The organism is Lentibacillus kimchii, from assembly GCF_055381965.1.
This window is the reverse complement of sequence record NZ_AP043934.1, coordinates 1,568,926-1,588,692: the sequence shown is the minus strand read 5'-3', so window position 1 is coordinate 1,588,692 and position 19,767 is coordinate 1,568,926. Positions and strand designations below refer to the sequence as shown.

The window sequence follows — 19,767 nt, the reverse complement described above, 5'->3', positions numbered from 1 at the left end:
AACTATCGGAAACAGCTTTTAAAGGATGTCTTATGATGTCGCAATGGTCTCCAAAAAAAGGCAGGGTTATTTTTCATGTGGACATGAACTCATTTTATGCCTCAGTTGAAACAGCCTATAACCCAGAATTAAAGGGCAGGCCAGTGGCAATTGCGGGCAATCCTGAAGAACGCAAAGGCATTGTCGTAACAAGCAGTTACGAGGCACGGGCTAAAGGCGTCAAAACGACAATGCCGCTTGGACAGGCAAAGAAATTATGCCCGGAATTAATAGTCCTGCGTCCTAACTTTGACCGGTACCGGACAGCATCAAAGGAAATTTTTCAAATGCTTGCAGAGATAACACCCTATATCCAGCCAGTTTCGATTGATGAAGGGTATATGGATATAACCGGCACTGAACAGCATGGCAGTCCGGTTGAAGTTGCTCAGAACCTGCAGCAGCGAATTCACGATGAACTTGACTTGCCATGCAGTATTGGAATCGCCCCAAATAAGTTTCTGGCAAAAATGGCTTCAGATATGCAAAAGCCGATGGGTATCACGATTTTGCGCAAGCGGGATCTTCATGAAAAACTCTGGCCGCTCCCGATTGAAGAAATGCATGGTGTGGGTAGTAAAACGGCAGATAAACTTCGCAGCATCGATATTGCGACAATCGGTGATCTTGCTGCAAGTGACAGCTATCAATTGAAACAAATCTTCGGTATTAATGGTGAACGGCTGCAAAACAAAGCGAATGGAGCGGATATGAGTCCGGTTGATCCGGAAGCTGTTCATGAATTTAAAAGTATTGGCAGCTCCCAGACACTCGCTGAAGATACGACTGATGAAGCGGCAATCCGTAACCTTATGCATGAGCTGGCTGAAAATGTTGAGAGACGTATGAAACGCAAGCAGGCTGTAGGGAAGAGTGTGCAAATTACGATTCGTTATCATGATCGGCAGACGATAACCCGAAGTCAGAAGCTGCCTCAATTTATTGAGCACAAAGAAGATATTTTACACGTCGTTAATGAGTTATTTCGAAAACATTGGAATTTGGAGCCGATCCGTTTGTTGGGTATTACGGTTCAGGATGTTGATGAGAAACAAAACATTGGTAAACAGCTGGATTTGTTCACATATGAGCAGGAAGCTGAAAATGAAACGTTGTATGAAGCGATTGACTACTTATCACAAAAGTATGGGAAAAATCCGTTTATACAGATGGCGTCTGAAAGGAAAGACGAGCCGCGGACAAGTTTCCAGAAAGATTTTCTCGATGATTATAAACATTAGCGCTCCTGCCGGTAAATCAAGCAGGAGCGCCTTTTTGATATGACTTATTTGGATTCAACATTTATCGACGTGAAATCGCCAGCCAGTTCTGTATTCGGGAAAATGGTTCGCGCTTCATCGAGCAGCTGCTGATCATCACCTTGCTGATAGCGGGAGGAGACGTGTGTCAGTACAAGTTTTCCGACCTTGGCTTGGTGGGCAAGATCCGCAGCCTGTTTTGTTGTGGAATGAAAATAGGCTTGAGCAAGATCTGCCTTGTCGTCTCCGAATGTTGCTTCATGGACCAGTACATCAGAGTTCTGAACAAAGGCCTGATTTTGGCCTGATTCGCGTGTATCACCCAGAACTGTGAGCACTCGGCCTTTTTTATCGGGGCCAATAAATGATTGACGATGAATGATCTGCCCCTCTTCGGTCTGGACAGTTTCATGTTCTTTAATTTGCTGATATATCGGCCCTGGCTCAATTCCGGCCGCTTTTAATTTGTCAACGAGGAGTTTGCCAGGTTTATCACTTTCCGTAATCCGAAAACCGTAGCTTGGAAGATTGTGATCCAAAAGTTTGCAGGTAACCTGGAACTGTTCATCCTTGAAAACATCACCCTCTGTGAATTCAACAATCGAAAGCGGATAAGTAAGTGTCGTTCCACTTGATGCGAGGCTTGTTTCAATATATTCCCTGATTCCCCGGGGGCCATAGACGGTTAAACGATCGTTGCCTCCTTGAAATGATCGGCTGCTCAAAAAACCCGGTAAGCCAAAAATATGGTCTCCATGCAAATGTGTAATGAAAACTTTTCTGATTTTCCCCGGTTTAATCGATGTGTGCAGAATCTGATGCTGGGTCGCTTCACCACAATCAAACAGCCAGATGCTGTTTTGTTCCTGCAGCAGTTTTAAAGCAATGGCAGATACATTCCGCTCTTTGGAAGGAACACCAGACCCTGTGCCAAGAAAAACGAGTTCCATTATTTCCAGCCCCGTTCATACTGTTTTGGCCCAGAAATGGCTGCACGGAAGATATAATGCGTCATGTGAAATGGCGTGATTTTTCCGCCCTGATCTGCACAGGAATACATGCACATTGAAGACATGGCAATCCGGTTTTTAAGTTCAACATTGTTAAATGTAATAGGTGAAAAAAGTTTCGTCACGTTAATTCCTCCTGAGTGATGACACTGAAATGCCTGTTAAGAGCTGATAGTGCCGCTTCAGCTTATACAGTCTGACAACCGACGTCGTTCTTATTTAAGAAACGTAACGTTTATTTTATTATATCTTAACGCAATGTTAACTATAAGCGTTCACCCTGTTCCCATTCAAGGATTTAGTTTTTTATGAAAGCCGTGACCTGGTCCGGCTCCTAATCGATGTGTGACTTTTTCTGGCAAACAGGCTATAATGACAGCATGACTGAATCATCATTCATCACTTGGAGGCCTGATTATGAAAATACTTGATAATACGCTCAGTCAGCTGACGATCCCTACGCCATTTCCGGTCGGTGATGTCCATGTTTACTTGCTTAAAGGTGATAAACTGTCACTCATCGATGCCGGTGTTAAAACCAAAGAGGGGTGGGAAGCCCTTAAAACGCAGCTTCATCAGTTAGGGTATGCACCTGAAGATATTGAACAAATTATTTTAACACATCATCATCCGGATCATATAGGCTTAATCGAGCAATTTCCGCGTGCTGAAACGCTGGCAGCCCACCGGAATACCGGGGTCTATTTATCACGTGATGAAGCGTACTTTGCGAAGCATGAGGCTTTTTTTAAACAGCTTTTTGTGGCTTGTGGCGTTCCTGAAGAATTGACAGTCCATTCGGGTGAATTGAGCGGAACGATGCAATTTGCCGGGAAAGGGGAGCTGACAATGACACTCGATGAAGGTGATACGCTTCCTGGTCATCATGACTGGCACGTCATTGAAACAAAAGGTCATGCACAAAGCCATTTATCGTTTTTCCGTGAAAGTGACGGGGCCTTTATCGGAGGTGATCATTTGCTGCATCATATTTCCCCAAATCCAATGCTTGAAGCTCCAATTGCGAGTGACGTGCGTCCTCAGCCTTTGCTGCAGTATCGTTCTAACCTGCTGAAGTGCCAGTCGCTCGGGATTCAAACGGTGTATCCTGGACACGGGGACATCTTTTCAGATGTGAGCACTATTATTCCTGTCCATTTGCAGAATCAGGAGCAGCGGGCAGCGCGTGTTTATCACTTGTTGCAGGAAAAGGCCCAAACACCATTTGCTCTATCTCAGCAGCTTTTTCCGAACAAATATACAAAACAGCTAAGTCTGACGATGTCTGAGACGATTGGCCAGCTGGATTACCTTGAAGACAGAGGATTGGTCACCAGGGTGCTGACAGACGGTATCTATCATTATCATCTTGTTCCCTGATAGAAAGAGCACATTCAGTGCTGCAGCATATATCAGAAAACAGTAAGACATTGCGGTAATGAGTTGGTTCTCTTTCACGCCTGGTGCCCGCCGATTTTCCCGCTGCGTTCGATCGTGATCCCAGCGTTCGTGTAGCTGGCTGCCCTGAGAATGGCGGTGGGACCGTATTTCGCGCGAATAGCATCCATAACATAGCCAATGTCTTTTTTCTTTGACTTATCAGCAAAAAGGTTTAATTGTGTTTCGCCGTCTTCGTACAGATTACCAAGCGTTACATAGACATGTCGTATGCTGCTTATGCCATCGTAAAACGCATGAAAAAGCTGCATGCAGACGTGATAGACGTCCATCGTGATATTGGTGGGTATACTAACAGACCGTGACCGGCTGAATCCGCCGTGTGTTTCTTTAGCGTATGTGATGCCTAAGTGAATGGTTTTACCAGCCTGCTGTTTATTTCGTGCCCGCCGGCATACTTCCTCGCATAAATCGAGAATACATGTCGCCGCCTCGTCACCTGTGTAATCACGCAGCAGGGAGATGCCTTGTCCGAAGCTTTTTTGATCTGTTTTGGTAAATTGGCTGAACACCGGACTCAAATCAATTCCCCAAGCATGCCAGTAAAGCTGTTCACCCATGATACCAAAACGTTTGGTCAGCTGCTTCAGAGGAAAATGGGCCAGCTGTCCGAGTGTTACAATGCCCATCCGGTTTAAATGCTGCTGCATTCGTCTGCCAATCCCCCACACGTCCTGCACCGGAAATGGCCACAATTTTTCTTGAATATCCTCATAGGTGCATTCCGCGATACCATGCCTTTTAGCATGCAGATCCATAACAACTTTAGCCAGGAACTTATTATCGCCTATTCCGATAGAGCAGGTCATCCCGAAGTGTTCTAAAATATCGTGTTTAATACGCCTGGCAATTTGCCACCGGCCGCCGAATAATTGATCCATCCCGTTAACGGTTATCCAGACTTCGTCAACGGAATATTGATGAATGGCTTCTTTCGGTGCATACTGCTGAATAAGCTTGGTGATTTCCAGTGATACCTGCAAATAATCAGCCATATGCGCCGGCGCAATGATTATGTCAGGATCGTCAGGCAGTTCAAAAAAACGGCTGACATTGCTTATGCCATGCTTTTGCTTCAGTGGCGGCGAGGCGGCAAGAACGATGCTTCCAGATCGGTTGACATCACCGACTACAGCGAGTGGCACAGTCATAGGATCAAGTCCTCGTTTAACCGCTTCAATGCTTGCATAAAAGGAGCGGATATCAATACAGAGCACATCATTTCTCGAATAATGGCTATAATCCATGCAAGGTCACCTCATTAAAAGGAACGTTTGTTCTCTATTGTATATCAGCTTGCTGACTTTAAGCAATGGCAATTCATAACAGACAACCGACTTTCTTGAAATGACGGTTGTCATAACACATTAAAAAGCGGCATCGACTTATATATCAGATGCCGCCTTTTTAATGTGTTATACGATTATTACTGACGATGATTGGTATACTGAATAGCTTTTGTTTTATTTTGTATCGTTTGGTATGTATCGTCCGTCAATACCGGAGAAACGGCTGTATTGTCGTCAACTTGTTCGACGGAACTGGCACCAAATACAGCACTCGCAACAGCGGGGTGCTTCAGTACATAGCTTAATGCAAGACTATTCAGTGAGTCACTCGTTTTGATGTTTTCCAGCGTCTGATGAATAGTGGTCAGCTCTTCATAAGAATAATCGAGAAAACCGTTTTGTCCCTTCTTCCTGATCTGTTCGTCTGCACGGTTGCTGAGCATGCCTTTGGCAAGTGGCCCCCGTGCCAGGACACTAATATCGTTTTCATTCAGCAGGTTCAGCAGTTCCTCTTCTGGACGGCGGTCCAGTAAATTATACTGCATCATGACCGCATCCATGTTGGCACGCTGCACATATTCGCGGATAACATTTGGGCGAATTGAGGAAATACCGTAAGCCCTGATCAAACCTTCTTTTTTAAGATTTTCAAACGCTTGAATGGTTTCATCTATCGGATCATCGATTTTACCGCCATGCAGCATATAGAAATCGATATAATCTGTCCCGAGACGGTGCAAACTATCTTTAAGGCCTTGTTCAATGTGTTTTTGCGATGGGTCCCAGAACCAGTCCTCTTTTGCTTGATCAAAGTTATTACCGACTTTTGTTGTTAAAATAATCTGTTCCCGTTTATTTTTAATAGCTTCACCGACTATCTCTTCGTTACGCCCAAAACCGTATAAATCGGCTGTATCAAGATGATTAATGCCGGCATCAAGAGCCCGGTCAATAATTCCTTTTGCTTTCTGACTGTCTGTTCCAAGTGACATGCAGCCCAGCGTCAGTTCTGATACATAAATCCCTGATTGTCCCAGCTGATTCTTTTTCATGATAAGACCTCCATTGAGCTCTGGTTATGTCTATTGTAAGAGAAGGGGCCTGGCAAGTACAATGATTAACTATATGATAAAATAGAAACGATCGTTACGAGAAGGTGGGCGGTATTTATGAAAAAATTTATGGAAACAACCACACAATCTGAAACCATATATGACGGCCGGATTGTGAAAGTTCAAGTGGACGATGTGATGCTTCCGGACGGAAAAACATCCAAACGGGAACTGATTAAGCATGCGGGTGCTGTAGGTATCATTCCGGTAACAAAGGCTAACAAAATCGTGTTTGTTGAACAGTTCCGAAAGCCATTGGAAAAATCGCTGGTGGAAATTCCGGCCGGAAAGCTGGAGAAGGGAGAAGAACCGTCCGTAACAGCATTGCGTGAATTAGAGGAAGAGACAGGTTATACAGTGAACACCCCGAGGTTTATAACGTCGTTTTACACCTCACCCGGTTTCGCTGATGAAATGATGTATCTGTATTTAGCGGAGGATCTGGAACCTGTGGATTATCCGGCTGCCGGTGATGAAGATGAATTTATCGAAATACTTGAGCTGACGCTTGATGAGGCGAAACAGTATGTTAGGGAGCAGCGGATCCATGATGCGAAAACGAACTACGCCATACTATACTTGGAAACACTTGAAAGGATGTAGGCAGTGCTGAAGTCATTTTTTGCAGATATGCATATTCATATTGGACGGGATGTGGACAACCATCCCGTAAAAATTACCGGGGCGAAAACATTAACGCTGACCAATATTTTAAAAGAAACAAGCCGGAACAAAGGCATCCATATGGCTGGCGTGATTGACAGCCATGCGCCCGCTGTCCAGCAGGAAATAAAGGACCTTATACAAGCAGGTCATGCACGGGAACTGGCAGATGGCGGTATTCGTTTTGAAAATGCAACGCTCATACTTGGTTCGGAAATCGAGGTGTACGATGACAATTGTCAGGGCCCTATTCATGTTCTGTGCTTTCTTCCGTCACTGGCTGACATGGAGCATTTTTCTGAGTGGCTGTCATCGAACATGAAAAATATCACGTTAAGTTCCCAGCGGTATTACGGCACGGCAAAAGAGCTGCAGTATAAGGTGAAAGAACTGAACGGCTTATTTATCCCTGCCCATGTGTTCACGCCTTTTAAGAGCACGTATGGGAAAGGTGTGCATCGCTCATTGACAGAAGTCTTTGATCCAGACTTGATCGATGGCATTGAACTGGGACTCAGCTCGGATACGTCAATGGCTGATCAAATCAGTGAATTGCATAACTATCCATTTGTATCCAACTCTGATGCTCATTCACTGCCGAAGATTGCCAGAGAGTATCAGGAAGTCTTAATGGAGGAGCCGTCATTCAAAGAATTTGCCTGGAGTCTGCACAATGTCGAAGGGCGGCAGATAAGCAGAAATTTTGGCATGAATCCATACTTGGGGAAATATCATACGACCGTCTGCAGTCAGTGTCTAACCCCATTGGTCGCGGATGCCGGGAGATGTCCCAGCTGTGGATCAGCTAAACTAGTGAAAGGTGTGTCAGACCGGATTCAGGAGCTGGCCAGTACTGCTGAAGTTAAGCGGGAGCGTCCGCCTTACCTGTACCAGGTGCCATTGGAGTATTTGCCAAAACTTGGGCCGAAAACATTCAGGACCTTGCTGGATCATTTTCAGACGGAAATGAATGTGATTCACTATGCCTCTTTTGCTGAGCTGACCGAAATTATACCAGAAAAACTAGCAACTGCTATTATTGATATGAGAGAAGGGAGATTATCAATTAAAGCCGGCGGGGGCGGTCAATACGGGCGTATCACCTCATCATCCTGAATCGCTGAAAAATAAAATGGTATGTTTGTCCAGAATTCTTCATAGTTTTTACTAGAGGCCAACTAATAAGAACGATGGAGGATTCCGATGTATAACAAACGCGCACTTATCATGAATCACGTACGAGAACATGCTACCATTTATATGTTTATGACCATCTTGTTCTTAACAGGGGTCATTTTTGGAGCTATCATTGTAAACAGCATGAACTTTGTGCAAAAACAGGATTTATTCTTCTACCTCGAACGTTTTTTTGGCGGCATAGCAGATGGAGAACAAATCGGCAGTCATGAAATATGGAAAAGCAGTTTTTTTTATCATGTGAAATATCTCTTGTTATTATTTGTTTTAGGTCTCTCAGTTATTGGGCTCCCCGTTGTCTGGATTTTACTGTTTTTAAAAGGGCTTGTCGTCGGTTTTTCTGTCGGGTTTATTGTCAATCAGCTGGGCATGGGCAGCGGTCTTCTTTTATCATCACTTTCAATAGCACCCCAGAACTTACTCGTTATACCAGTTTATATTGTTGCCGGCAGTTTATCCATGCTGTTTTCGCTGACCTTATTACGAAAGCTTTTCTCACGGACCATATCACAGCCTGTGCTGCAGCCCTTAGGCAAATATACAATTGTTTTCGCTTCATTGCTGGTGATTTCTATGGCCGCAGCGGCTTTAGAAGCTTATGTAGCGAATGGCGCTATGGAATTGTTAATCAAATCCCTTTATAATAGTCAATGAATATTATATAATAACAGTTATTAATAGTGAATTATAATGATTTTATTTTGACATCTTTTATGTGCGGTCCTATAATTGGCGAAAGGGAGGAGAGTCGCCATGGAACACCGGCTGGAACAGATAAAAAAACAACTCCATGCGCAAAGCTATAAGCTTACACCGCAGCGGGAAGCCACTGTACGGGTGCTTTTGGAGCGTGAGACGGATCATCTCAGTGCCGAAGACGTGTATCTTCTTGTTAAAGAAAAGGCACCTGAAATAGGTCTGGCAACTGTTTACCGGACACTGGAATTATTATCAGAACTGAAAATTGTTGATAGAATCAATTTTGGTGATGGTGTTTCCCGTTATGATCTTCGTAAAGAAGGGGCTGAACATTTTCATCATCATCTTGTTTGCACGGAATGCGGAGCGGTTGAGGAAATTACAGATGACTTACTGGGAGACGTGGAAAAGCTGGTGGAAAATCACTGGCATTTTCAAGTAAAGGATCATCGGCTGACATTTCACGGTATCTGTAAACATTGTCAGGAGACAGCCATTGAATCAACAAGTTAAACGAACAAACATGACCTTTTCTGCACAGGAAAAGGTTTTTTGTCTATAGTGCGATAATCGATTGAATCTCACATTTGGCCGTCTACTGTTTTTGAAGCATTTACTTTTCGTGTGTAATCGGTTATTTTGGTATTAGCCTCGCAGTTCCTATGTATAGTGTCATTCTTCTGCTGCATATCTTGTTTACTGGATATGTAAAAGAGGTGACACACGTGAGGCAATTAATCTGGGATATAGTCAAGGTATTTATTATTTTCACAATCTGCACATTCTTTTTTTACTTTAGTTTGCACTATATGCATACTGAATATGAGCAGATTCACCGGTATGATCCTCCAGAGGGTCCATCTGTCAAAGTTTTGAAGATGGATGACAGAAGTTTTATTGATCGGCTGAATTTATTTCTGCGATTAGGGGAGTAATGACAATGCTGGAGCCCGCATTTGATGATTTTCTCCATTATTTACTTGTGGAACGGGGTGTATCTGATAATACGTTAACATCCTATCAGCGGGATTTGAAAAATTATAAAACGTACGTGGAAAAAGTAAGCCGGAAATCAGAATGGAATGATATTGGACGCTCCGATATTATTGGCTTTTTGTATAAATTGAAGGATGATGGCAAATCATCCGCCACCATTGCCAGGGCTATTTCGTCAATCCGGGCATTCCATCATTTTCTCATTCGGGAACAGCTGGTGGATCATGATGCAAGTCTACATATCGAGACACCGAAAAAGGAACGTAAACTGCCTGCTACTTTATCATCGGCTGATGTGGAAGCGCTATTAGCCATCAGCGGGCACACACCTCTGGCGATGCGGAATAAAGCGATGCTTGAATTAATGTACGCCACCGGATTGCGCGTAACGGAATTGGTATCTCTGGAAGTGAGCGACTTGCATTTAACAATGGGGTTTGTCCGGTGTATGGGGAAAGGGTCTAAAGAAAGGATTGTCCCGCTTGGAGATGTAGCCAAAAATGCTATGGATTATTATCTGCAGCACGGCAGAGGACATCTCGTCAAACGGGGGCAGGATCAGAATGCACTGTTTGTCAATCAACACGGCCGGCCGCTTTCACGACAGGGATTCTGGAAGATTTTAAAAGAAATTGCCCGAGATTCGGGTATTAAAAAACAAATTACGCCGCACACACTCAGGCATTCCTTTGCCACCCATTTACTGGAGAATGGGGCTGATTTACGGTCTGTTCAAGAAATGCTCGGTCATGCCGACATATCAACGACGCAAATATATACACATATAACAAAAGCCCGGCTCAAAGATATTTATCAGACTTATCATCCACGGGCGTAACGATTAACTGACGAAAGCTTAATAGACAAGTGGATCAAGACCAGGCAGTCGGACAGCTGATCTGTTTAACTAGATGTCAGACCTCATACAAGGGTTAACATATGACACATGAAATCGGGAAAACAATAGCAGGAGGTATAAAAAATGAAAGATTTTAAACGTATCTTTTTGATTGTTATGGATTCTGTTGGGATTGGTGAAGCGCCTGATGCCAAATCATTTAATGACGCTGGCGCCGATACGCTGGGCCATATTGCAGAACGGATGAACGGTCTGAATATGCCCAATATGGGCCAGTTAGGCTTAAGCAATATCCGGGAAATTCAAGGTGTTGAACAGGCGGAAAAGCCAAAAGCGCATTACACAAAAATGCAGGAGGATTCGAACGGCAAGGATACTATGACCGGTCACTGGGAGATTATGGGTTTGAACATCCAGAAACCATTCCGGACATTTCCAGATGGTTTTCCGGATGAGCTGATTAGTGATATTGAAGCTAAGACAGGCAGAAAAGTTATCGGCAATAAACCGGCCTCAGGGACGGCTATCATTGAAGAATTGGGCCAGGAACAGCTGAAGACAGGAGCACTCATTGTTTATACATCTGCTGATCCTGTTTTGCAGATTGCAGCACATGAAGACGTTGTTCCATTAGATGAATTGTATCAGATATGTGAGATCGTACGTGAACTCACTTTGGATGAAAAATATATGGTTGGCCGTGTTATTGCGCGTCCATTTGTTGGTGAACCTGGTCATTTCGAGCGAACAGCCAATCGCCATGATTACGCGCTGAAACCGTTTGGACGCACGGTTATGAATGAACTGGAAGAGGCGGATTATGATGTAGTCGCTCTGGGTAAAATATCGGATATTTATGACGGCGAAGGCATAACGAAAGCTATTCGCACTTCTGATAATGCGGACGGTATGACAAAATTAGTTGATTCGATGGCTGAGAATTTTACTGGATTAAACTTTTTGAATCTGGTTGATTTTGATGCCAAGTATGGCCATCGTCGCGACCCTGAGGGATACGGTCAGGCACTGGAAGCTTTTGATGAACGTTTGCCTGAAGTTCTAAACCGGCTAAACGAAGATGATTTGCTGATCATTACAGCTGATCACGGTAATGATCCGATTCATCACGGAACCGATCATACACGGGAGTATGTACCGCTTCTCATATACCATACAGGTATTGCATCCGGAAACGAATTGCCGCTGAGAAAGACATTTGCTGACATCGGAGCAACCGTAGCGGACAATTTCGCTATTAAGATGCCTGAACATGGAAAAAGTTTTCTCAATGATATCAAATAAGGAGATGTTCGCTGTGGATAAGACAATGATTAACGAAGCGGCTGACTATATTAGTGCACAGTTAACGGCGAAGCCCGCATTAGGTCTGATATTGGGCTCAGGACTTGGTGTATTGGCTGAGGAAATTGAAAATCCGGTAACCTTTTCCTACAAAGATATTCCGTATTTCCCGGAGTCAACGGTAGCCGGACATAAAGGGCAGCTCGTTGCCGGTGAGCTGGAAGGGCAAAGTGTTATAGCAATGCAGGGCCGCTTTCATTATTATGAAGGGTATTCCATGCAGGAAGTGACGTTTCCTGTACGTGTCATGAAGGAACTTGGTATTGATTCAGTCATCGTGACCAATGCATCAGGCGGCATTAACCAATCGTTTACGCCTGGTAATTTAATGCTGATCACAGATCATATCAATAATATGGGGGACAATCCATTAATTGGTCCAAATGACGCTGCTTTAGGTGAGCGTTTCCCTGACATGTCACAGGTATACGATGAAACATATCTGCAGCATGCAAAATCTTGCGCTGCTGACTTGGGCGTGACGATTCAGGAAGGTGTCTACGTCGGTAATACCGGACCAGTATATGAAACACCTGCTGAGGTTAAGATGCTGCGGACACTTGGCGGTGATGCTGTCGGTATGTCAACTGTACCTGAAGTTATTGCTTCAGGACATGCCGGACTGCGGGTATTAGGCATTTCCTGTATTTCCAATATGGCGGCCGGTATTCTTGACCAGCCGCTGACACATCAGGAAGTGATAGATACGACGGAACAAGTGCGGGACGAATTTCTCAAATTCATGAAAGAAATTATCCGTACACTACCAAATCAGGGTTAGGTGATACGATGCAAATGTATGATATTATTGAAAAAAAGCGTAATGGCCAAAGCTTAACCAGCGAAGAAATTCGGTTCTTTATCAATGGCTATACCGAGGGCGAGATTCCGGACTACCAAGTGAGTGCTCTATTAATGGCTGTCTTTCTCCAGGATATGACGGAAGCAGAGCGTGCGGAGCTAACCTCTGCTATGGTCGAATCCGGCGACCAGATGGATCTTTCGGCTATTAATGGGATCAAAGTTGACAAACACTCAACCGGCGGCGTTGGTGATACGACAACATTAATTCTTGCACCATTGGTAGCATCACTCGGGGCTCCGGTGGCCAAAATGAGCGGACGTGGTCTGGGACATACTGGGGGCACACTTGATAAACTGGAGGCTGTGCCAGGATTTCACGTGGAAGTATCCAGTGATGAATTTGTCAAGCTTGTGAATGAAAATAAACTCGCTGTCGTGGGTCAGACTGGTAATCTGGCACCGGCTGATAAAAAACTGTATAGCTTGCGGGATGTGACAGCCACAGTCAATTCGATTCCTCTGATTGCGAGTTCAATCATGAGTAAAAAAATTGCTTCCGGCAGCGATGCGATTGTTTTGGATGTTAAGACCGGAGATGGCGCTTTCATGAAAGAATTGAACGACGCCAGAGAATTAGCCCGGGCAATGGCCTCAATTGGCAACCGCGTAGGACGCAGCACAATGGCTGTTATTTCAGATATGAGCCAGCCGCTGGGGTATGCGGTTGGAAACGTGCTTGAGGTTGAAGAAGCTATTGAAACATTGCAGGGCAATGGGCCGGCGGATTTAACGGATTTGTGCCTTGAGCTCGGCAGTCAAATGGTCGTTTTGGCGAATAAAGCAGAAACCCTCGATGAGGCGAAAGAACGTCTGAAGGAAAACCTGTCAAATGGTAAAGCCTTAGAACAATTTAAACGTTTTGTGAGCTCGCAGGGTGGTGATGCCCATGCAGTGGATCATCCTGAATTGCTGCCGCAAGCAGCCCATAGAATCGAATTGCCTGCCAAACAATCCGGAACAGTCTCAGAGATTGTAGCAGACCAAATCGGCAAGGCTGCCATGATGCTTGGAGCAGGCAGAGCGACAAAAGAATCCGCGATAGATTTATCAGTTGGTATTGTGCTGAACAAGAAAATAGGTGATCACGTGGACGAAGGGGAGTCACTTTTAACCATTCATGCCAGCACACCCGAAGTTGAAGAGGTGAAAGACAAGCTGTATTCAACCATTTCCATAGCTTCAGGAACTGCTGAGGCACCATCCCTCATCTATGACACGATTACAGAATCATAATTTTTAAACGCATACTGAACAACAGTATGCGTTTTGTTGTATAAGAGCCCGGTTATATGGCAATCCTAGAACTACATTAAGTGTTGGAGGTTAAGCCATGAGGAAATTTGTTTTACTGACTAGCATTATAGGTTCAGTTCTATGCCTGCCGCTGGCTGTTTCAGCAGAGGAAAGTGAACAAGATAACACTGAGGAACAAACAGACCTGGCACCCGACGCCAAGTCAGCTATGATGATTGAGCGTGACACCGGGAAAATATTGTTTGATAAAAATGCGGACGAGCAACTGCCGCCAGCCAGTATGACTAAAATTATGACTCTATTACTTATTATGGAAGCTCTTGATAATGGCGAAATTGATCAGGAGGAAACGATTCAGGTTAGTGAACGTGCAGCATCTATGGGAGGTTCACAAATATTTCTTGAAGCCGGAGAAGAAATGACGGTCGACAATCTGCTTAAAGGTATTGCAATGGCTTCTGGAAATGATGCAAGTGTGGCTTTAGCTGAGCGGATTGCCGGCAGCGAAGACGCTTTTGTTAAACAAATGAACGAAAAGGCTGAAAAGCTGGAGCTGAAAGACACACACTTCGAAAACGCAACTGGACTGCCAGCCGACAATCACTACAGTACGGCTCAAGATATGGCTGTGATGGCGAAAGCGTTATTAAAATATGAATCGGTAACCGATTATACATCGATTTATGAAGATTATTTGCGAAAAGGTGAAGAAAATGAATTCTGGCTGGTCAACACAAACCGGCTGGTTAAATTTTACCCAGATGTTGACGGACTGAAAACGGGCTATACAAACGAGGCTAAGTATTGTTTGACAGCCACAGCTGAAAGAGACGACATGCGAATGATTGCCGTTGTTATGGGAGCGGAAACGACCAAAAAACGAAATGCCAGCATTACCAGCATGCTTGATTATGCCTTTAATCAGTATGAAACAAAAAAATTGTACGAAAAGGGCGATGCTATAACCACGCTCGACTCATTAAAGGCCGAGGATGAGTCGATTGATGTTGTAACCTCTGAATCAGTCAGCACGATCCACCGTAAGGGTGAGGAAGACAAAGACGTATCAGAATCAGTCAGTATCGTATCTGACTGGCGTTTGCCAATTCAAAAAGGTGAAGAGGTTGGCGAATTAGTTATTAAAAATCAGGAGGAAACTTTATCAAAAATACCGCTAATTGCTGATAAAGATGTTCCAAAGGCTTCCTATTTTACACTGCTGAAGAGGACTGTGGAACAAATGGTGAAATAATGGTTTTTTTGCCGAAACTCTTCTTCTTTTGTCAAACAGCAGGAATTGATCATACCTGTGACGAAAGATTATACAGACGGAAATAGGGAGGAGGAACTGGAATGAGTCTGTCTACTGTCTTTGATGTTAAGCAGGATGTCCTTGTTGTGAGGATGTCCGGCGAACTGGATCATCATGAAGCAGAACCATTGCGTAACGAGTGGAAGGACATGATGGATGCTAACGCTGTCAGACATGTCATTTTGAATCTTGAATCGGTAACATTTATGGATAGCTCAGGACTGGGTGTTGTTTTGGGCCGATATAAAGAAGTACTTCAGCTGGGCGGGGAAATGGTTGTTTGTTCCATATCATCACCGGTTCAGCGGTTATTTGATATGTCCGGAATGTTCAAAATCATTCGTCTGGAGGAGAACGAGGAACACGCGTTATCGACTTTGGGGGTGGCTTCATGAAAAATGAAATGAATGTTGAATTCACAAGTATCAGTGAAAATGAATCATTTGCCCGCGTAACTGTAGCTTCGTTTGTGGCGCAGCTGGATCCAACGATGGATGAGCTGACAGAAATTAAAACAGTCGTTTCCGAAGCTGTGACAAATGCGATTATTCACGGCTATAATAATGAACCGGGGCATCTTGTTTCAATAAACTGTGTATTGTATGAAGATGAAGTGGATTTGTTCATAAAAGATGGGGGTACAGGCATCGGTGATGTCGATGAGGCAAGGCAGCCGCTCTACACATCAAAACCTGAATTAGAAAGATCCGGCATGGGCTTTACAATTATTGAAAATTTTATGGATGATCTGGAGATTATATCGTCACCTGAAAACGGCACGACGGTGCATATGATGAAGCATTTATCAAAAAAAACGGTTACTGAATAGAGATGTCTATGGATGTGAATGTTAGACATGATAACCGTCAGGAATCCTTAACGGATGAACAGGTGAGAGCCAACATTCATAAAAGTCAGCAGGGTGATAAACAGGCACGCGATCTGCTGGTGGAAGCGAATGTCAGACTTGTCTGGTCGGTTGTTCAGCGGTTTATTAACCGCGGCTATGACCCTGATGATTTGTTTCAAATTGGCAGTATTGGCCTGATAAAAGCGATTGATAAATTTGATTTATCATATGATGTCAAATTCTCCACATATGCCGTTCCAATGATTATTGGTGAGATCCAGCGATTCATTCGAGATGATGGCAGTGTCAAAGTCAGCCGTTCGTTAAAGGAAACAGGCAATAAAATACGTAAAACACGGGACGAACTGACGAAAAAACTTGGGCGTACGCCAACTGTCCTGGAAATCGCCGATGATCTGAATATAACCTCTGAGGAGGTCGTCCATGCTGAGGAGGCTGTCAAATCGCCACACTCAATTGATGAAACAGTGTACGAAAATGATGGTGCTCCGATCACGCTAATGGATCAAATTGCTGATGATGACGCAGGGTGGTTTAACAAGTTGACACTGCAGGAAGCCATCAGGCGACTGGACGAACGTGAACGATTAATCTTATACTTACGCTACTATAAAGACCGAACACAATCTGAGGTGGCTGACAGACTGGGGATTTCCCAGGTTCAGGTGTCAAGATTGGAAAAGAGAATATTAGACGACATGAAAATCAACATGAACTCGTGAAAAAAGGCTGTCTCCAACACGTTTGGGGCAGCCTTTTTATATGCCTTTGAACATCAGGTTGGAATCGCTGGATAAACCGTCATTTTTAAACATACTTTTGCTTCTAATGACAAACACTAGCTGATACCACATCGTAAAAAGGATGAGCCGCATATGTCAGAGGTTGTCTATTTACGTATGAAAAAAAATATTAGCATTACATCCTTAGGACAAATAACCTTGAAAGAGATTGCGCATATTTCAGCATCTGAACCGCTGCAGCAGGAACTGGAAAGTACACCCATTTACCGTGTTACTAAAAAAGACCGAAACGTGGTGATCGTGGACAGTTTCTTAATTATTGATCATTTAAACAAAACCCGCAGTGATCTCGAATTCCAGCTTGTAGGACCGACACATACGCTTATCCGAGTCCAGAAACAGTTTAAAAAGCCCAGCATTTTGGTGGTGGCGTTTGTCTGGCTTATTCTGTTCATTGGAGCAGCTATGACCATTATGAACTTTCATTATGATGTCAGTATGCAGGAAGTTCAGCAAAAGCTTCATTATCTGCTGACTGGAGAGGTGAATGCATACCCGCTTTGGATGCAGATTCCCTATTCATTAGGAATCGGTGCCGGAATGCTGTTATTTTTCAACCACTGGTTCCAAAAACGCTTTAATGAAGAGCCAAGCCCTCTTGAAGTAGAGATATTCAATTACCAGCAGGAAATGGATCAGTACCTGAGTCATTATGAGAACAAGTTAAATGATAATTAACGTGTTACGTCATCTGCTGGAAATCACGATTGGTTTTGCTTCCGGGATCGCGGTTGGAGGTGGTTTTGTAGCCTTTATAACGCTTTTGGGCATCATACCGCGATTAATCCAGTTAAGTAAGACAGAACATTTAGTTCCCGCCTATATTGTCAGCATCATCTTAGGTTCGCTGTTTGGGATCTATTTGTCGTTCACCGATATGATCTGGCATCAGTCCTTTCTGCTGCTGATTGTATGGGGAGGTTTTCACGGCATATTCAATGGCATGCTGGCAGCTGCTTTAACGGAAGTGCTGAATGTCCTCCCGATTTTATCAAGACGCATACGGATGGAGGATAAATTGTTATGGCTTTTAATGGCCATTGTCTTTGGAAAAGTAGGCGGTTCTTTGTTCCAATGGCTGATTTTTGCAGAATAAGTTTTCGATTATTGCGTGAATATCGATGAATGTCAGAAAAATGGAGAGTAGTTAAATTATGAGTCAAAAGCAAACCAAAAACCCTATATACACAAAGATTGAAAAAAATGAACAATACATGCGTGATAATATTGGTCTGGAAAAGTCGTATGATGTTGAATTCCGGGAAATAATCATTTTAAAACGGAAAGTTCAACTGTATTTTGTTAATGGGCTCTGTGACAGCAGCTCAATACAGCAAATCATGCGCCAGCTTGTTGAAATCAATGATTTTGAAACAAATACGAAAAAAGTACCGGAAATTGTGGAAAATCGCATTATTAATGAGCAGCTGGAGCGGACCAAATCACTCGATGAAACAGTTGACCAGATGTTATCCGGTTTATTGATAGTGTTTGTTGATGGCATTGATTATGCGTTTATTGTAGATGTCCGGAATTATCCAGGACGTCCGCCTAAAGAACCTGACACAGAGCATGTTGTCAGAGGCTCGCGTGACGGTTATACAGAAAATATCATTGAAAACACGGCCTTAACGCGACGCCGTATCCGCGATGCCCGTCTGCGGCAGGAAATACTGAAAGTTGGCGAGCGTTCTAAAACAGATATCTGTTTGAGTTATATTTCTGATATTGCCGACCCCGATCTTGTCAAGGAAGTCAAGGAAAGACTCGCGAAAATTGAAGTTGACGGCCTTTCGATGACGGATAAAACAATAGAAGAGTTTATTATTGATCCTAAATGGAAAGCATACCCGCTAGTCCGTTATACAGAACGTCCAGATGTGGCAGCTACACATGTGATGGAAGGGCATATTCTGATAATTGTTGATACATCACCCAGTGTCATCATTCTGCCGGCAACTTTTTTCCACCATGTTCAGCATGCAGAAGAATACCGTGAGACACCTCTAGTTGGAACGATTATCCGCTGGTCAAGATTCATTGCCATTATGCTGTCCATCTTTCTGCTGCCCTTTTGGCTGTTACTGGCAACAGATCCATCACTGTTACCTAAGGAACTTTCATTCATTGGGCCCAAGGAACAGGGAAATATTCCGATAGCGCTTCAGCTTATAATGGCAGATTTGGGTATTGAGTTTCTCCGAATGGCGGCGATTTACACACCAACACCACTGGCAACGTCGATGGGCCTGATTGCTGCTGTACTGATCGGGCAAATCGCGATTGATGTCGGTATGTTCGGACCGGAAACCATTCTGTATGTATCGATTAGTGCGGTTGGCATCTTTGTGACGCCAAGTTATGAGCTTGGTGTGGCCAATAAAATCGCGAGGTGGTTTTTAATTGCAGCAACAGCTTTATTTGGTTCGATTGGCTTTGTTGCCGGTGTTACGGTTTATATGCTGTATATGATTCAAATAAGAACACTTCGGACACCTTATCTGTGGCCGTTCATTCCGTTTCATGCTGCTGGACTGAAGGCCATTGTCTTCCGCGTTCCGAAACCGTATTCGAACAAACGTCCAGACATCGTTCATCCGCGAAATGATTATCGACAGCCGAAACCTTAATGATGTGCCGCGCTTTTTAATTGAGCGCGGCTTGCTTACATATGCACCCAAAACGGTTTCATGACTTTTTTTTTTGGATTGTGTGTGATA

The 19,767-nt window shown here is 43.9% G+C and carries 22 protein-coding genes; 18 read left to right on the top strand and 4 right to left on the bottom strand.

The annotated features are described in order from the left end of the window. Positions 1-35 precede the first annotated feature (35 nt). Entirely contained in the window at positions 36-1,280 is a 1,245-nt protein-coding gene (locus tag ACZ444_RS08520) for a DNA polymerase IV (RefSeq protein ID WP_382361199.1), read from the top strand. Between the two features lie 44 nt (positions 1,281-1,324). Here the strand turns inward: ACZ444_RS08520 and rnz are convergent, their stop codons facing one another. Both rnz and ACZ444_RS08510 read right to left on the bottom strand, forming a co-directional pair. Then, on the bottom strand, positions 1,325-2,248 hold the full coding sequence (gene rnz / locus ACZ444_RS08515) for a ribonuclease Z (protein ID WP_382361202.1): 924 nt from the start codon (positions 2,246-2,248) through the stop codon (positions 1,325-1,327). Continuing rightward, complete coding sequence (locus ACZ444_RS08510) at positions 2,248-2,433, bottom strand: oxidoreductase (protein ID WP_382361205.1); 186 nt, start codon at positions 2,431-2,433, stop codon at positions 2,248-2,250. The genes rnz and ACZ444_RS08510 overlap by 1 nt, the downstream gene beginning before the upstream one ends. 292 nt (positions 2,434-2,725) lie before the next feature. Between ACZ444_RS08510 and ACZ444_RS08505 the strand changes: the two genes are divergently transcribed. Next, complete coding sequence (locus ACZ444_RS08505; protein WP_382361208.1) at positions 2,726-3,688, top strand: MBL fold metallo-hydrolase; 963 nt, start codon at positions 2,726-2,728, stop codon at positions 3,686-3,688. Between the two features lie 74 nt (positions 3,689-3,762). On the opposite strand, the gene ACZ444_RS08500 is transcribed toward ACZ444_RS08505, so the two are convergent. Beyond that, positions 3,763-5,013 (bottom strand): DNA polymerase IV, encoded by a 1,251-nt coding sequence (locus ACZ444_RS08500; RefSeq protein WP_382361211.1) that lies wholly within the window; start codon positions 5,011-5,013, stop codon positions 3,763-3,765. 179 nt (positions 5,014-5,192) lie between these two features. Beyond that, positions 5,193-6,107 (bottom strand): aldo/keto reductase, encoded by a 915-nt coding sequence (locus tag ACZ444_RS08495; protein ID WP_382361213.1) that lies wholly within the window; start codon positions 6,105-6,107, stop codon positions 5,193-5,195. A 117-nt stretch (positions 6,108-6,224) separates the two neighbouring features. Here ACZ444_RS08495 and ACZ444_RS08490 point away from each other — a divergent pair, with 117 nt between their 5' ends. From ACZ444_RS08490 to ACZ444_RS08415, 16 genes are all read left to right on the top strand, one after another. Continuing rightward, positions 6,225-6,770 (top strand): NUDIX hydrolase, encoded by a 546-nt coding sequence (locus ACZ444_RS08490; RefSeq protein ID WP_382361214.1) that lies wholly within the window; start codon positions 6,225-6,227, stop codon positions 6,768-6,770. Positions 6,771-6,773: 3 nt separating this feature from the next. Further along, positions 6,774-7,946: an endonuclease Q family protein gene (locus ACZ444_RS08485; protein ID WP_382361216.1), complete on the top strand. Its 1,173-nt coding sequence runs from the start codon at positions 6,774-6,776 to the stop codon at positions 7,944-7,946. Between the two features lie 87 nt (positions 7,947-8,033). After that, positions 8,034-8,681 carry a stage II sporulation protein M gene (gene spoIIM / locus ACZ444_RS08480; protein ID WP_382361218.1) on the top strand — a complete coding sequence of 216 codons (648 nt, stop codon included), beginning with the start codon at positions 8,034-8,036 and terminating at the stop codon, positions 8,679-8,681. Between the two features lie 99 nt (positions 8,682-8,780). Next, positions 8,781-9,239: a ferric iron uptake transcriptional regulator gene (gene fur / locus ACZ444_RS08475; RefSeq protein WP_382361221.1), complete on the top strand. Its 459-nt coding sequence runs from the start codon at positions 8,781-8,783 to the stop codon at positions 9,237-9,239. Between the two features lie 149 nt (positions 9,240-9,388). Then, entirely contained in the window at positions 9,389-9,661 is a 273-nt protein-coding gene (locus tag ACZ444_RS08470) for a DUF4227 family protein (protein WP_382361224.1), read from the top strand. A gap of 5 nt (positions 9,662-9,666) precedes the next feature. Then, a complete protein-coding gene (gene xerD, locus ACZ444_RS08465) occupies positions 9,667-10,560 on the top strand; it encodes a site-specific tyrosine recombinase XerD (RefSeq protein ID WP_382361701.1) in 894 nt (297 codons plus the stop codon). A 144-nt stretch (positions 10,561-10,704) separates the two neighbouring features. Beyond that, positions 10,705-11,883, top strand: coding sequence for a phosphopentomutase (gene deoB, locus ACZ444_RS08460; protein ID WP_382361227.1), 1,179 nt, complete (start codon positions 10,705-10,707; stop codon positions 11,881-11,883). A gap of 25 nt (positions 11,884-11,908) precedes the next feature. Next, positions 11,909-12,724 carry a purine-nucleoside phosphorylase gene (locus ACZ444_RS08455; protein WP_382361704.1) on the top strand — a complete coding sequence of 272 codons (816 nt, stop codon included), beginning with the start codon at positions 11,909-11,911 and terminating at the stop codon, positions 12,722-12,724. Positions 12,725-12,732: 8 nt separating this feature from the next. Next, a complete protein-coding gene (locus ACZ444_RS08450; protein WP_382361230.1) occupies positions 12,733-14,040 on the top strand; it encodes a pyrimidine-nucleoside phosphorylase in 1,308 nt (435 codons plus the stop codon). 97 nt (positions 14,041-14,137) lie between these two features. Then, positions 14,138-15,313, top strand: coding sequence for a D-alanyl-D-alanine carboxypeptidase family protein (locus ACZ444_RS08445; protein WP_382361233.1), 1,176 nt, complete (start codon positions 14,138-14,140; stop codon positions 15,311-15,313). 101 nt (positions 15,314-15,414) lie between these two features. Next, complete coding sequence (gene spoIIAA, locus ACZ444_RS08440; RefSeq protein WP_382361236.1) at positions 15,415-15,768, top strand: anti-sigma F factor antagonist; 354 nt, start codon at positions 15,415-15,417, stop codon at positions 15,766-15,768. Beyond that, positions 15,765-16,202: an anti-sigma F factor gene (spoIIAB, locus tag ACZ444_RS08435; protein ID WP_382361239.1), complete on the top strand. Its 438-nt coding sequence runs from the start codon at positions 15,765-15,767 to the stop codon at positions 16,200-16,202. The genes spoIIAA and spoIIAB overlap by 4 nt, the downstream gene beginning before the upstream one ends. Before the next feature lie 8 nt (positions 16,203-16,210). Further along, the gene (sigF, locus tag ACZ444_RS08430) at positions 16,211-16,966 is read left to right on the top strand and encodes an RNA polymerase sporulation sigma factor SigF (RefSeq protein ID WP_382361242.1); all 756 of its coding nucleotides are present in this window, start codon (positions 16,211-16,213) and stop codon (positions 16,964-16,966) included. A gap of 153 nt (positions 16,967-17,119) precedes the next feature. Beyond that, a complete protein-coding gene (locus tag ACZ444_RS08425; protein WP_382361245.1) occupies positions 17,120-17,725 on the top strand; it encodes a stage V sporulation protein AA in 606 nt (201 codons plus the stop codon). Continuing rightward, positions 17,715-18,143: a stage V sporulation protein AB gene (locus ACZ444_RS08420; RefSeq protein ID WP_382361248.1), complete on the top strand. Its 429-nt coding sequence runs from the start codon at positions 17,715-17,717 to the stop codon at positions 18,141-18,143. Before ACZ444_RS08425 ends, ACZ444_RS08420 begins: the two co-directional genes overlap by 11 nt. A gap of 58 nt (positions 18,144-18,201) precedes the next feature. Further along, the gene (locus ACZ444_RS08415) at positions 18,202-19,677 is read left to right on the top strand and encodes a spore germination protein (RefSeq protein ID WP_382361251.1); all 1,476 of its coding nucleotides are present in this window, start codon (positions 18,202-18,204) and stop codon (positions 19,675-19,677) included. Positions 19,678-19,767: the final 90 nt, after the last annotated feature.

Coding starts and splice junctions, on each gene's coding strand:
- ACZ444_RS08455 (WP_382361704.1), top strand. CDS start 11,909: ATGATTAACGAAGCGGCTGACTATATTAGTGCACAGTTAACGGCGAAG.
- deoB (WP_382361227.1), top strand. CDS start 10,705: ATGAAAGATTTTAAACGTATCTTTTTGATTGTTATGGATTCTGTTGGG.
- spoIIAA (WP_382361236.1), top strand. CDS start 15,415: ATGAGTCTGTCTACTGTCTTTGATGTTAAGCAGGATGTCCTTGTTGTG.
- ACZ444_RS08470 (WP_382361224.1), top strand. CDS start 9,389: ATGTATAGTGTCATTCTTCTGCTGCATATCTTGTTTACTGGATATGTA.
- ACZ444_RS08415 (WP_382361251.1), top strand. CDS start 18,202: ATGAGTCAAAAGCAAACCAAAAACCCTATATACACAAAGATTGAAAAA.
- ACZ444_RS08520 (WP_382361199.1), top strand. CDS start 36: ATGTCGCAATGGTCTCCAAAAAAAGGCAGGGTTATTTTTCATGTGGAC.
- rnz (WP_382361202.1), bottom strand. CDS start 2,248: ATGGAACTCGTTTTTCTTGGCACAGGGTCTGGTGTTCCTTCCAAAGAG.
- ACZ444_RS08505 (WP_382361208.1), top strand. CDS start 2,726: ATGAAAATACTTGATAATACGCTCAGTCAGCTGACGATCCCTACGCCA.
- xerD (WP_382361701.1), top strand. CDS start 9,667: ATGCTGGAGCCCGCATTTGATGATTTTCTCCATTATTTACTTGTGGAA.
- ACZ444_RS08495 (WP_382361213.1), bottom strand. CDS start 6,107: ATGAAAAAGAATCAGCTGGGACAATCAGGGATTTATGTATCAGAACTG.
- ACZ444_RS08420 (WP_382361248.1), top strand. CDS start 17,715: ATGATAATTAACGTGTTACGTCATCTGCTGGAAATCACGATTGGTTTT.
- sigF (WP_382361242.1), top strand. CDS start 16,211: ATGGATGTGAATGTTAGACATGATAACCGTCAGGAATCCTTAACGGAT.
- spoIIAB (WP_382361239.1), top strand. CDS start 15,765: ATGAAAAATGAAATGAATGTTGAATTCACAAGTATCAGTGAAAATGAA.
- fur (WP_382361221.1), top strand. CDS start 8,781: ATGGAACACCGGCTGGAACAGATAAAAAAACAACTCCATGCGCAAAGC.
- ACZ444_RS08425 (WP_382361245.1), top strand. CDS start 17,120: ATGTCAGAGGTTGTCTATTTACGTATGAAAAAAAATATTAGCATTACA.
- ACZ444_RS08490 (WP_382361214.1), top strand. CDS start 6,225: ATGAAAAAATTTATGGAAACAACCACACAATCTGAAACCATATATGAC.
- ACZ444_RS08500 (WP_382361211.1), bottom strand. CDS start 5,013: ATGGATTATAGCCATTATTCGAGAAATGATGTGCTCTGTATTGATATC.
- ACZ444_RS08445 (WP_382361233.1), top strand. CDS start 14,138: ATGAGGAAATTTGTTTTACTGACTAGCATTATAGGTTCAGTTCTATGC.
- spoIIM (WP_382361218.1), top strand. CDS start 8,034: ATGTATAACAAACGCGCACTTATCATGAATCACGTACGAGAACATGCT.
- ACZ444_RS08450 (WP_382361230.1), top strand. CDS start 12,733: ATGCAAATGTATGATATTATTGAAAAAAAGCGTAATGGCCAAAGCTTA.